This window comes from Pseudomonas sp. O39 (assembly GCF_045447295.1).
GTDB lineage: Bacteria > Pseudomonadota > Gammaproteobacteria > Pseudomonadales > Pseudomonadaceae > Aquipseudomonas > Aquipseudomonas antarctica_A.
The window spans coordinates 38,640-50,745 of the sequence record NZ_JBJGXV010000033.1 but is presented as its reverse complement, the minus strand read 5'-3'; the positions used below and the strand labels follow the sequence as shown (position 1 = coordinate 50,745).

The following is a 12,106-nucleotide window of genomic DNA, read 5'->3' as shown; positions in this document are numbered from 1 at the left end:
AATCAGCTGTCACCGGTAGAGTTTGAAAAGCGTTACGCAGCGAGCCTGGAGAGTGTCTAGAAAATCCGGGGCGATTCAAACAGTGCTCGACGCAAAGGTGAATCTCAAGCTCGTGCTGCTGCGAGAAACAGTCGAGAGAAGAAGCAAACAATGGCTCTGATCACAGGCTTGTCGGTGGCTTACACCGCTTTTACTGCCTGGGTCTGCCGGCGACCTGAGTTCACCTCACTTTCCGAATGCCTGGAATTTGATACAGCACCTGCATAAGCCAGGGCGATCGGAACGCGATCGCGTGCTTCAGCAAACAAGTAGCCCGGGAGATTTCCTGGGCTTTTTTTGAGCCGTCGTTACTATCACTGCAGCACCTACACATTTGCTAACCAAGTTTAGTAGCACCCCAGCGGTCAAAGGTGAAAACCCAAGATCGAATTGGGGCAGAATTCGACGATCAAAATGGAGCACATAAATGAAGTGGATTAAAGGGGTGATTATCGGCGCAATCTTGCTCGTAATCACTGGCGCGGGACTGGGTCTGTTTTATGTTTTGCCGCAGTACGACGTGGTGGCCATCACCGGCGTTGAGGTAAAACGTGTGGACGATGACGGCGTCATCAATGCTGAAAACCCAGCAGACGGCCCAACCCGGGATGTGTATTTCATTAACACTGAACACCCAACATCTAAAAAGGTAATGGTCTATCGCAATGAAGATACCGGGTGGAGTTTTCCGTGGTACTTAAAGTTTGACTCGGCCGACGTTCAGGCAAAGGCCCAGGGTTACTCACGAGATGCCCAGCAGCTGGCTCTCATCCGTTATTACGGCTGGCGCATTCAAATCTTGTCCGTGTTCCCAAACATCACAGACATCGAAGCCACGATTAGTCGCGAAGAGCCGTTTCCTTGGTTCAACACGATTTTCCTCACCGTAGGCACGCTGCTGATTTTGTATGTGGTTTTTTTCCTGCGCCGGCGTTTCAAGCGCAAGACCAGGGGCGAAGTATTGGGTTGAGCGGTTGAACAACTCGCCTTTTCAGCTTGGAAGATTCGTTAGCCGCAGAATGAAAAATGCCAGTCAGTTACCTGACTGGCATTTTTTGTAGGTGAGATTCCTTTATCCGGCCTGGCTAACGCCAGCCAGTCAGCGCTTTACCATTTCACACTGACGTCGCAAGTCATCGTTTTTGATGCTCCCGCAACTGCCATTGCCAGTCTTGGCGTAGCACAAGTATCGCTGATCGTCGTCACGGATACTCGCGCAACTCCCGTTGCCTGTTTCGACGTAGCAGGCGTTACGCAAGTCGTCATTGTTGATGCTTGCACAGCTTCCGTTGCCCACTTTCACATAGCAGTATTTGCGTTTGTCATCATCACGGATACTCGCACAACTGCCATTGCCGGCCTCCACATAGCAGGTAGCGCGCAGATCGTCGTCCTTAATGCTCGCGCAGCTCCCATTCCCCTCTTTGACGTAGCAGTAGGCGCGTTGATCGTCGTTGTTGATGCTGCCGCAACCGGCGTGAGCGAAGCCGCTGAGCACCAGCAGCATTACCAAAATAAGCCTCATCCCACCCTCCATGAATTGCCAAACGCTACCTCGAACTGTTCGTAGTAGCCGCGTCGATTATCGTGGTTCGGAGCAAATGAAGGATCAGCCGCGGGCTTCCTTTCGGAGGTCGTCCAGTTCGTCGACAATGTCCTCATCGCGATCCTCGAACGCCTTGGCCATGTCACGCTGCAGATCTACCTGGACGTCCATGGATTTTTTTGCCAACTTCATCCCGTCCTTAGAGCCCATAATCATTTTCATCGCCTGATCAGGATGCTTGTTGGCCTCGATCATCAGTTCGAGCTCGTCGGCATCAAAGTGATCTGCGTAAACCTGGACCAAGGTATCTTTCAGTAGGTCCTGGGAAATGTTGTCCTCGATCACGGCCTTGATTTTTTCTGGCGCGACTTCGCGATATTTGGATGCATAACCCGACGTGGCGACTTGCACTAGCATCTTGTATTGGACGTCCATGCCCATCAACTTGACCAGCTCTTCAGCTTTGTCTTGGCTTGAACCGCAACCGGCCAGCAGCACCGAGCAGAACGCCGTGATTGCCCATTTGGAAACGTTCGTCATGAAATGCCTGCCTTTGTCTTGAGATTTTTTTTGGTGACAGTGGAGAACGGCGAACCGCACTCCAGGTTCTAGGAAATGTGGTGATCAGTTCGTCTCAAGCGTGAAGCTTTTGCTCACGAACAGGCCGGAAAATAACGACTTGTCTTCCTTGAAAATGTAGGACTCTTCAAACTTGGCATCGCTGGCCAGCTTTTGAGCGATCGCGCACTCCGAATCGCTGTGATCCTTGCCCTTGACTCCAAAGTCACTCTGATAAAGTGATAGGCCTGTTTCATTGCAAAACCCGGTGAACTCCTCACTCTTGGTAGCGGCCTTGAATTCGTCGAACGACTCCTTTAACTGGTCGAAGCCCTTGTAGGTCAGCGAGTAGCTGGCCACCTTGGTCTTACGAGCAAATTCACCTGCGGCTTCCGCAATTACAGCCTGGCCCATGGACGTACTGTAAGCCCCCATGATGAAGCCACTTAGCGCGCTCTTGAGTTGCGCCTGGACATCGTCAAGCTCTGGGATGGACGCAAATTTAGCCTCGCGCACAATCCGGCCAACTTCACTGCCGTCATTACGATGCACCACTACAAACTCGACAGAGCCTTCGCCGTCGCTAGAGCGCGTGAGCTTGAAGTCCAAGTCAACTTTGGTGCCGAACTCCCCTGTAGCGCTGGTGATAAATGCACCAGTGAACGGCAGACGTTGGACGATATTGCTACCCCACGAGTAGGGCGACTTGACCACGCCTCCGTACTGATCCATCTCCGCGCGCGGCTGGATCTCATCCGCTACTTCCGAGGGCAGGACCACATCCGTGCCTTTGTGCGACAGGTAAGGAGTACTCATGTCCATACCCAACAATTGGACATGAATCTCGCCCTTCTTGTTATCACCTTCGCGGCTAACCTTGAGGGCGTCGGCCTTCAAGTAAACGCCACCGGCACGACCGCCACCAGTACTGGACGAAAGCAGATACCCTGACCATTCGACCAGGGCAGACTCTTTTGCCCCGGAGTCCATTCCACCGAGCAGCCCCATAATCCCTTTCAGGAATTTATCTGCGCCGTTGGTCTCTGCTGCAACCAGGCGGATTTCTGGTGTTTCAACGGTGACGTTTCCCGACCAGAAGGAATAGGAAATATCTCCCTCGCTCAGGACGTTCTCGAGGAAGTACTGTTCCTTCATCTCATCGTACTGACGCAGCGCTTGCTTCTTGCCGGAGCTCGATAACCCCACACCAGCTGCAAGAATCGCAATACCGGCGACCGCAGCGGCGATGAGGATGTGCTTCTTGTTCATCGTTTTCATAGTCGGTTGCCTTACTGAATTTGAGCAGATGCTTGCTGCCAATCAATCACGTGCTGCTGAGAGACGGCAGGCGTCCAGTTGAAGTCGATCCCGGCGCTAGGAAATTCCTTGGCCAGTACGGCACCAAATGACACTCTGTCAGCACAGTGGTCTTGCTTGCAGGCCTCAGCCGCGCCAGCGGTATACACGCGATACGTAGGAACGGCGCGACCGTCTTCGAGCGCCAGGAAGGGTGTCATGTTTGCCGCCGGCAGCACGTACCACTGGCTCTCCAGTTCAGCATCAGCCTGTACACGCCCCTTACGTGGGAAGTCGACCTCGTAGAAGTCGCCGCTCTTTCCAGTGACGTGAATCATCATCGGCACAGCGGACTTTGAAGAGCTCGGGTCCTGCATTGCGATCGGCGATGGGAAGGTGACTTTGATACCGGCCATCTGCGCCAGCGCCTCAGCCTCCCGGCCTTCGAATTCCTTCATCCCGGATTTGAGTTGTTCGTAACGCGCCAAGACGCGTGTGTGCAGCTCTGCCATTTGCTGCTGCAGACGACGTACTTCTCTCAGGCGGATCTCCTCGCGACGCAGGGCGAAGTTATTGCCTTGGCGAGCATCGAAGTAGAACTCACCACGGTTCTCGCCCATACGCGTTTTGAGAATGCTGTCTTTGGTTTCCGACGCGTATCCCTCGGGGTAAAGCGCTTCGAAGTTCTTGGCGAAGAAGAGGTTCGACAGGCCGACGGTCGTTGGCGACGTTGCCTTCACCAATTGGTAGACCTCAACCACAGCGCGCTTCAACTCAACCGCATCAAGAGCAAATGCCTCATCTGCAGTGATCACTACATAATACGGATCACTGGAGAACGGCGACAGGACACGGTAGTTGGGGCGCTCAAAGGCCAAATACACCTTCATGTTACGCGCAGGCAGTTCACCCACCAGAAAGAGTGCTTGGTCTGCCCGGCTATTCAGGAAAGAAAGCGCCTTGCCTTTCACCGCTGGGACCAGTGCCTGGTTGAACATCAGACCGCTCGGGTGCACGGTTGTTTTTGACCAGGTATCACCGCGATAGGTGTTCGGTACCGCCCAACGCAATTTGTCATAGGACCCCTCGGCATAGCCCGATGCAGAGCAAGGCATGGCGGGTGTTGACGCAAAGGACAGACTTGGATCGGACTCATCAGTTACCGACTTACTGATAACCCATTTGCATCCGCTTCCGTCGGTAATCCCCATCAGGTTCTGGTTGGCCAGCACCAATGAGCGGCCGAAGTCACCGGTAGGAACGGCGGCAACAGCGGCCGGCGCTTCAGCTGGAGCGGCAGGCTTAGGGGTGGCGGCTGGAGCTGCCTCCACAGGTACAGTGGCCACGGCAGCTACAGGGGCAACCGTCACAGGTACTTGAGCCACCGGCACCGGTTGCACTGGCGCGGGTGAAGCCTCTGGTGCTGGTTGTGGTATCACAGGTGCCGTTACAGGCGCTGGGGCCGGTGCAGCAACCACAGGCGCTGCGACGGCAGGCTCAGTAGGCGCAGCGGCGGCTGGTAGTACAGATGCAGCCGCCACAGCTGCTGGTGGCGTAGGAGGAGAAGCCACGGGGGCTACCGATACAGCGGGCGCGGCAGCGGCCGTAGCGGCAGGTGGTGAAGTCAGCGTGGCCAGGCCCAGATTGGTCGCAGACCCCCCGCCGGTGGCGTAAACAGCCCCCTTTGCGTCGACTGCTTTCCAGGTGACCTTGGCCGTCGGGCATTCCTGGCCGAGAATATAAGAGAGCTTCGATAGAAGCGTGTTCAGCGGCTTCTGGTCATCCCACGTGGGGCGCTGCATGGTGATGGCCACTTCAGGTTTGCACCAGGTGGTCGCCTCACCATCAACGTTCACTTGGATCTGTTCTGTCTTCGAGTAGGCGAGCTGGTGAGCCCAGGCTTGCGGCGCGATGCCGCAAGCACCCACTACAACGAGAGCGAGTGCGCGGTTTTTCATGAAGATCCCTTAGATGAGTTCCCAGGTGCCGTTGGCTTGTTTGCAGAAGGTGTTCTTCTCCTGCACAGTGTTTCCGTCGGCCGCTTTGAGGCTCACGGTCACCGGCCGGCAAGACGTTTCAGCAGCGACCTGCTGAGTTGGCAACGTCGGGATCGAATCCAGATCGAAGGCCCTTGTTTCCTTGTCGGCAGCGACGTTCATCTCGTCCAGGTTGGCCGCGGACTTCACACGCTTCGCAACGGCTACTGATTTTGGTTCAACCAAATCTTTGTGGACGTAGCCGACAGTTACACCCTTGCGGCCGACAAGAATCCAGTCGCCTGTCGAACCAACGGCAGTGAACTCGGTGCCAGGTTTCAAACCACCCACTTTGTCTGAGCCTTTTTCAGGCGCGGCGCGCACATTCGAACTACTTTTGGTGACGTACTGTTCGTTGATGAGCTTCATCGAAGGGACGGCGACGATCTTCGGAGCACGTTTCACTTCAACCGTTTTAGTTTGGGTGAACTCTTTGCCCTGAACGATCTCCGCCGACGCGCCAGAATGGGCCGATGTCCAGAACACGGGCAGACTGGACCCGCTCGGCGAGGCGTTCAATGCATCTTGCGTGCGTTGTGCTAGGGCCTGCTGATCCTGCTCATCGAGTTTTGCACCGATTTTGTTACCTATGTAACCGCCCAGTGCACCGCCGACCAGGGTTGCCACGATCCGTCCGTTGCCTTTCCCGATGAACTGCCCGATGACAGCGCCAGCGACGACACCCACTGCGGTACCAGCCTGTTGCTTGTTGATACCCAACTCAGCGCAGCCAGAGGTTGATGCTGCGATGGTCAATGCCAGTACTGAAACGAGAAACTTTTTACGCACGGTGACTCTCCCTTTGTGTAGGTCACTCTGCTTTCAGCAGAGGCCTTGTAATGTTGTAAAGCATTGCTTCTGAGGACATGGCCCAATGGAAAACGGTGGCAAGCACAACTGGCTGTTTGCCCAAGCTCCTGAACGCATCTCTATAACCGGGGCTATCGACAATTGCGTTGCCAACAACGAGAGGCAGCATAACGATCGAAATCACGGCGACCGGTCGAACGAAGCGAATTCGCCCGGGGAGGCTTCGAAGCGCCTCAACACCCGAGATGATCAAGACCACAAGACTGATGCCGCCGAAGAACAACCCGCTAAGAAGGGAGAAGGGGATAAACCACATATTCTTGAGGACGTTCAAACCTTCAGCGCCGTGGATGTCGGTGTGAGCGACGTCATAGGCCATGTTGTCGGCAATGCCAGGCAGATAAGCCTGGTACTGCTCTCGCGTAGCCAGAAGGTTCATGCCCTTCACATAGAGAGGACCGAGCTTGGTCTTCGCCATGTGGCGAACCTCGGTGGTGTTGGCCAGAGCATCTCGTGTCCGCACACCGGGATTGATTGACCGGGCGTACTCGTCAATGGTCGGCTGGTATCCCAGATCTTCCCCTGCATTCGGCCATTTGATCGGTCGCCACTCACTCCCCGAGATGCCTCCCGCACGAAAACCTTCAAGCTGTGCATACGCCCTGCTGATGTCACTGATGGAGGGCACGACAGTTTCTTGCAAGCGCTCGTATAACGCATCTCCATTACGGACGGTGTAGCCACGAAAAACTGCAGCTGAAAAGCCTTGGAAGTTCCTGTCGATGCGCTCGACGTAGGAGCCTTGAACACTCATCAGAACGCCGAGGTTTGCTATAAAAGCCTTCCCCTCTCCCTGATCCTTGTAAGCCTTATAGGGGATCTGCGGAATAGTCAGGGAGTCATAGAGCAATCCCTTTTTGGTGACGTATGCGTAGAGGCTACTGACCCGTAGCGAGCCGGGGAACTGCTCTGCGACCCAATCCGGTGCCGCACCCTGAAACCACCACGTCAACGGCGTAACGACAAGTGTCGATGCTCCGAGCCAAACCCACAGCACCCTCCCCTTGCCTTGGTATCGTCGATAACAGATTCGCCATACCAGCAAGCACATACTCGTCGCCGCCAGGATCTGGCTATAGGTCTCAAGGACTTCGAGTTTTCGGAGGGGGATATCAGCGCCAGCCATGTTGAGCAGCTCGGCGTTGAACAGCAGACTGCAGATCAAATAAAGGGCGTTCAAAACCACAAGTGCGATTAGCATCCAACGGGTCCTTGTCAGAAATTAAACGCCAGACCCTGGATGATGAGGGGGAGCGCAAATAGATGTAGCATATTGCCATCTAGCAGGAGACCGCACCACTCAAAATGCCTTGTCGAATTCCGGTGCAGAACGCCGGGCAGATGTTTTTGTTTCCTACGATCAGAACTTAACGGGACTGAGAGGACTTTCAATGTCGCGCACAACATTCCCTCTCGTACGTTCCAATCTTGGGTTTCAGAGGGTGTGTAAATGGGGAATGGATGTCTCGGCGGTCGCCGGCGGCCAAGCCGTTAAACTGCATCAATGCGATCAGTACCAATGAGGGGATGTTTCCCATTGGCCGGCCTTCGCGCTCAAACAACAAAAGCGCAGCGCATGAACAATGCGTCACGAAAACCCATGGAATAGGCGGCATGAATTGAATCAGTCACTCAAACCCGGCGAGAACACAACGATCTCTTCCTCCCAAGGGCGGGTGGAAGTTACACATGCGGCAGGTAACAACCTGGACGTAAACCTTACTGCGTTTTTGGTCACCGACACTGGCAAGGTAGTGGATGACAGCGGCATGGTTTTCTTCAATGCACCCGAGCACTCTTCAGGCGCGGCGACATTCGCGCCCCCGGTCGCTCGTGTCGACACGGTGAGTCACAGCATCAGCTTCGACTCGTCTCGACTCCCGTCCAACATAACGAAGATCGCTATTACTTTGACGCAAGACGGCAGCGCCGGCGGCTTCGAAGCAGTCAAAGACCTACGCGCTATCGTCATTGCCGGGGACCAAACCCTGGAACTGGCACCTGAGCCCTTCTCACAAGAGACGGGCATCATCGTGCTTGAGTTGTACGTCCGGAACGGCCAGCTCAAAGCGCGCTCTGTATGGCAAGGTTTCGCCTCAGGTCTTGCCGGACTTTGCGGGTTTTATGGCATCGAAGTTGAAGACGATGCATCCTCCGGGCAAGCGGTAACACCTGCACCGCCTCCGAAGCCCGTCAACATCGCTAAGACTGTGGTAAAACTGGACAAGCCTGGCAGCAGCCACAAGGTGTCCCTTGAAAAAGGGCCGTCAGCTCCAAAGGTAATTCGCGTCAGCGCTACGTGGGTTGATAACGGCGACGGATCTGACAACGACGACCTCGATCTGCGAATCGGCATCCTTCGTCCTGATGGACGAATGTCCATCATCCAGGCACCTGACAAGCGTGGGGCTTTGGACATCGATCCCTTCGTTTTCCATACCGGTGACGTAGTCAGCGCCAGCGCCTCCGCTCCTGGTATTGAAACCGTCGAAATTAACCCAGCAATCTCGCAGCTCATGGGCGGCAAGGTAGCGCTGGTCTGCAGCGTTTATTCAGCAGTAGATAACGGTGCGATTTCGGTGGCATCGCTGAAACCTAAGATGCGGATGGAGTATGGCGACCAGGTCGTGGAATGCGCATTCGAGTTCAAGTCCGGGTTTTTTAGCTCAATGGTGTATACCTATGTGATCGGGCAGATCGAAATTTCCCAGGACTTTGTGCTGCTTAGCCCGTCCGGAGTTACCTCCAAAGCCGGCAGCGAAGCCACCCCGTGGCTGACTCGAAAGGGAGACAAAATTGAGCTGACTATGGACGGTCCACACGTATTTAAAGGCCACCCAATCGAAAGGAGCGGCAAAAAACAGTATGTCTAAGCTTTCGTGCTAGCAAGCGCTTTCAGCAGATTCATGCTTGACAAGTACTCCCGCGACGGCACACGGCCGCCGCGGGATTTCTATTTTGGTTGTATGCAAGCATGATCGGCCTCGTCAACCCATTATGAATTGCCCCGTGTCCTCGAGAGAATGAACAGTTCTTCCCATAGGAATTTCCCGCGGCGACCTCATTGGCCTTATAAGACTTGCAGAAACATCGAGCGCCGTTAAGTTTAAGCCTACGGATATACCAGCCACTCCTGTGAAAACGGCTGTATCACCTTTGCCGTTTCTTAATCAGGCGCTCTAATCGTCACAAGGAACCATGCATGCAGATCACCCAAGGCCAGCGTATGCCTCTGGCAAATATTCTTCCCGGTCTCTCACTCACTCTCTCGGTCAACATCGAAAGCCCCAGCGCAATCGACTTCGTCTGTTTCGGTGTCGACGAACATGGCAAACTTTCTGATGATCGCTACATGGTCTTCTTCAATCAGCCTTTCACGCCTTGCCGCAGTTTGGTTATCACCCCCGGTGGCCAGTTTGAAATTAATCTAGCCACCCTGCCCGCCTCTATCGATCGCTTGGTCTTTACAGCCTCCATCGATGGTGCCGGGGCTATGAGTGACATCCAGAATGGCAACTTCAAAGTAATCAGCCCATCTGGTGAGATAGGAGCGACCTGCGCATTCTCAGGGCTCACATTCACAACCGAGAAAGCGGTAATGATCGTTGAGCTTTACCGTAAGAATGGGGAGTGGCGGTTGGCCTCAAACCTTCAGGGGTTTGCCGAGGGCTTGGACGCTCTCGTGAGGCATTTTGGCGGCGAAGTTGAAGAGGCTGCACCGGCCCCATCTCCCTCCACAATCTCTCTGGAGAAGCGTGTAGCTGCTGTCGCGCCGGAACTGGTCAGTCTGGCGAAGAAGGCACAGGTTAGCCTCGAGAAAGCCTGCCTGGTTGGAATGAAAGCTCGCGTTTTGCTCGTGCTCGACGTCACCGACTCGATGAGAAATCAATACAAAACCGGCCGGGTGCAGGAAGTACTCAATCGACTTGTGCCAATCGCCGTCGCCCTAGATACAGACGCCGAACTTGAGTGTTGGACATTTGCCGAACGGCCATTGCGACTCTCACCTGTGACACTGAACAACTACCAGAACTTTGTCGCGGCCGACAACAATGGCTGGACCAAGTGGGACGTGGGTCGACGCTACAATGATGAGCCGAGAGCGATCCAAAAAGTGATCGAGTCCTTCGAAGCGTCTAAAGACAAAACTCCAATGTTTGTCGTTTTCATTAGCGACGGTGGCGTGTCTGAAAACCGCAAGATCACGCAACTAATGGTGGATGCAGCGAAGCTGGGAATCTTCTGGCAATACGTAGGTTTAGCAGGCCGGAATTACGGCATTCTGGAGAAACTGGACACCATGCCCGGGAGAGTCGTGGACAACTGCGGATTCTTTGCCCTGGATGACCTGCACGACATGACGGAAGAGCAATTGTACGACCGGCTAATGCAGGAATTCCCGATGTGGATCTTGGAGGCAAAGCGCAAAGGAATTATTCGCTAACCCTCTCGTGCCAGCCCTGCCCTGCCCTACACCGCGGCGGCTTAAGCCGCCGCGGTTGTCTTCAGTTCATGACCGACATATCCATTGGTGTCACCTCAACAAAACGCGCAGAGCGGTCCAGCTTTACCACTGCGCCACACGCGTTCAGGGTCGCTGCAGGATCGATCGCATCCAGACGATTAAAATCAATCGCATCCCACTGATCTCGCGCTACCAAGACCGAGAGCACGTATTGATCATCCACTGTCCCGGTAGCGGGGTTGTCACGCTGGATATAACCCGACACCAGAATCTTCTGGATCGCCGGCAGTAGAGCGAACACCTCCCCTACAACTCGAAACAGAGATCCATAGCACAGCGCGACAAAGTCTCTACGTACCTGGGCATCTGAACGATTTTTGAAGGTTAGTTTGCCGTTGCCACGGGCTTCAGCGCTGCGCTGCGGGATATCGCCCTCATCAGGTAAATCAACATCGAGCGCGACGCCGGTAACGTCTTGTGAGAACTCATAGTCCACCTGGGTTTCTTTTGGCCAGGCAATGCCGCTCAACACATAGTCCAGGGCACGTTCCATCTGAGCACTGAAGCCCTTTGCCGCCAGCCGGAATGCTTTCTCGATTTCGGTGCGTTCAAATTCATGGGCGTCCCGGGTTGCCTGCCAGTTCGCGAGGTCTTGTCGATACTGCTCTTCCGCCGACTCGGCCTCACGCTCAATCTTCGCGCTGCGCAGTAGCATTCGATCCATTAAGCCTGGCGTTTGCTGGGTAGGCCTCGTGGGCTCTTCAATGGCGAAAGGAGCTGGGATTACCGGCATGCCCCCCGGCCGAGGTGTCAGTAGGTGCACACCTAGGCATGATACGAGATCCTGATTGACTTTATCAGCTGCTTTCGTCAGCAAGTCCTGAATGGAATCGGCCATCTCGGACTTGACGCGTTTGATGACAGCAGCCGGCAACTCGATGTCATCCATATCCGTAATCAACAACGTGCCATCGTCGTTTACTTTCACCTTTACCTGGCCAGAGTATTCGCTTCCGGCAGGGCCTGGGTGGGAGCTACTCGATCTGCTGGGCCGGTCGATCCTTTCACGATATGAAAGACCAGTACCGGGTAAGCCCGCATTGAGATAGGTGCCATTGCGGCCCATCGTCATACTCAGACCACGAGGCCCTATCGAAGTACTTACCCCTTTGCCGCTAATGTTAAGGCGTACGCCAGGCACAATCGTGATTCGCTTGCTGAAACGAAATCCCATGACTACTCCTTGATCCTTCTTCCTGGATTCTTTGATGTTTGAAATGCCGGCTGCGGTCCAGC

At 54.7% G+C, this 12,106-nt stretch carries 10 protein-coding genes; 3 read left to right on the top strand and 7 right to left on the bottom strand.

What is annotated here, in order from left to right:
- Positions 1–466 precede the first annotated feature (466 nt).
- Positions 467–1,009, top strand: a complete 543-nt coding sequence (locus tag ACI77D_RS27745) for a DUF1523 family protein (protein ID WP_407017924.1) — start codon at positions 467–469, stop codon at positions 1,007–1,009.
- 129 nt (positions 1,010–1,138) lie between these two features.
- Here ACI77D_RS27745 and ACI77D_RS27740 read toward each other — a convergent pair whose 3' ends face one another.
- The 6 genes from ACI77D_RS27740 to ACI77D_RS27715 form a co-directional block, all read right to left on the bottom strand.
- Positions 1,139–1,564, bottom strand: coding sequence for a hypothetical protein (locus ACI77D_RS27740; RefSeq protein WP_407017923.1), 426 nt, complete (start codon positions 1,562–1,564; stop codon positions 1,139–1,141).
- A gap of 84 nt (positions 1,565–1,648) precedes the next feature.
- A complete protein-coding gene (locus ACI77D_RS27735) occupies positions 1,649–2,125 on the bottom strand; it encodes a hypothetical protein (RefSeq protein WP_407017922.1) in 477 nt (158 codons plus the stop codon).
- 84 nt (positions 2,126–2,209) lie between these two features.
- Complete coding sequence (locus ACI77D_RS27730; protein ID WP_407017921.1) at positions 2,210–3,421, bottom strand: hypothetical protein; 1,212 nt, start codon at positions 3,419–3,421, stop codon at positions 2,210–2,212.
- A gap of 11 nt (positions 3,422–3,432) precedes the next feature.
- Entirely contained in the window at positions 3,433–5,397 is a 1,965-nt protein-coding gene (locus tag ACI77D_RS27725) for a hypothetical protein (protein ID WP_407017920.1), read from the bottom strand.
- Positions 5,398–5,406: 9 nt separating this feature from the next.
- A complete protein-coding gene (locus tag ACI77D_RS27720) occupies positions 5,407–6,264 on the bottom strand; it encodes an SH3 domain-containing protein (protein ID WP_407017919.1) in 858 nt (285 codons plus the stop codon).
- Between the two features lie 22 nt (positions 6,265–6,286).
- Positions 6,287–7,546 (bottom strand): hypothetical protein, encoded by a 1,260-nt coding sequence (locus ACI77D_RS27715; RefSeq protein ID WP_407017918.1) that lies wholly within the window; start codon positions 7,544–7,546, stop codon positions 6,287–6,289.
- A gap of 418 nt (positions 7,547–7,964) precedes the next feature.
- On the opposite strand from ACI77D_RS27715, the gene ACI77D_RS27710 reads away from it, so the two are divergent.
- Both ACI77D_RS27710 and ACI77D_RS27705 read left to right on the top strand, forming a co-directional pair.
- On the top strand, positions 7,965–9,218 hold the full coding sequence (locus ACI77D_RS27710; protein ID WP_407017917.1) for a TerD family protein: 1,254 nt from the start codon (positions 7,965–7,967) through the stop codon (positions 9,216–9,218).
- Between the two features lie 329 nt (positions 9,219–9,547).
- Positions 9,548–10,789 (top strand): VWA domain-containing protein, encoded by a 1,242-nt coding sequence (locus tag ACI77D_RS27705; RefSeq protein ID WP_407017916.1) that lies wholly within the window; start codon positions 9,548–9,550, stop codon positions 10,787–10,789.
- A 61-nt stretch (positions 10,790–10,850) separates the two neighbouring features.
- Here the strand turns inward: ACI77D_RS27705 and ACI77D_RS27700 are convergent, their stop codons facing one another.
- The gene (locus ACI77D_RS27700; protein ID WP_407017915.1) at positions 10,851–12,044 is read right to left on the bottom strand and encodes a DUF4236 domain-containing protein; all 1,194 of its coding nucleotides are present in this window, start codon (positions 12,042–12,044) and stop codon (positions 10,851–10,853) included.
- Between the last annotated feature and the right edge of the window lie 62 nt (positions 12,045–12,106).

Bases quoted from the DNA above. Each gene is read 5' to 3' on its own strand.
- ACI77D_RS27715 (WP_407017918.1), bottom strand. From the start codon at position 7,546: ATGCTAATCGCACTTGTGGTTTTGAACGCCCTTTATTTGATCTGCAGT.
- ACI77D_RS27725 (WP_407017920.1), bottom strand. From the start codon at position 5,397: ATGAAAAACCGCGCACTCGCTCTCGTTGTAGTGGGTGCTTGCGGCATC.
- ACI77D_RS27745 (WP_407017924.1), top strand. From the start codon at position 467: ATGAAGTGGATTAAAGGGGTGATTATCGGCGCAATCTTGCTCGTAATC.
- ACI77D_RS27705 (WP_407017916.1), top strand. From the start codon at position 9,548: ATGCAGATCACCCAAGGCCAGCGTATGCCTCTGGCAAATATTCTTCCC.
- ACI77D_RS27700 (WP_407017915.1), bottom strand. From the start codon at position 12,044: ATGGGATTTCGTTTCAGCAAGCGAATCACGATTGTGCCTGGCGTACGC.
- ACI77D_RS27730 (WP_407017921.1), bottom strand. From the start codon at position 3,421: ATGAAAACGATGAACAAGAAGCACATCCTCATCGCCGCTGCGGTCGCC.
- ACI77D_RS27735 (WP_407017922.1), bottom strand. From the start codon at position 2,125: ATGACGAACGTTTCCAAATGGGCAATCACGGCGTTCTGCTCGGTGCTG.
- ACI77D_RS27740 (WP_407017923.1), bottom strand. From the start codon at position 1,564: ATGAGGCTTATTTTGGTAATGCTGCTGGTGCTCAGCGGCTTCGCTCAC.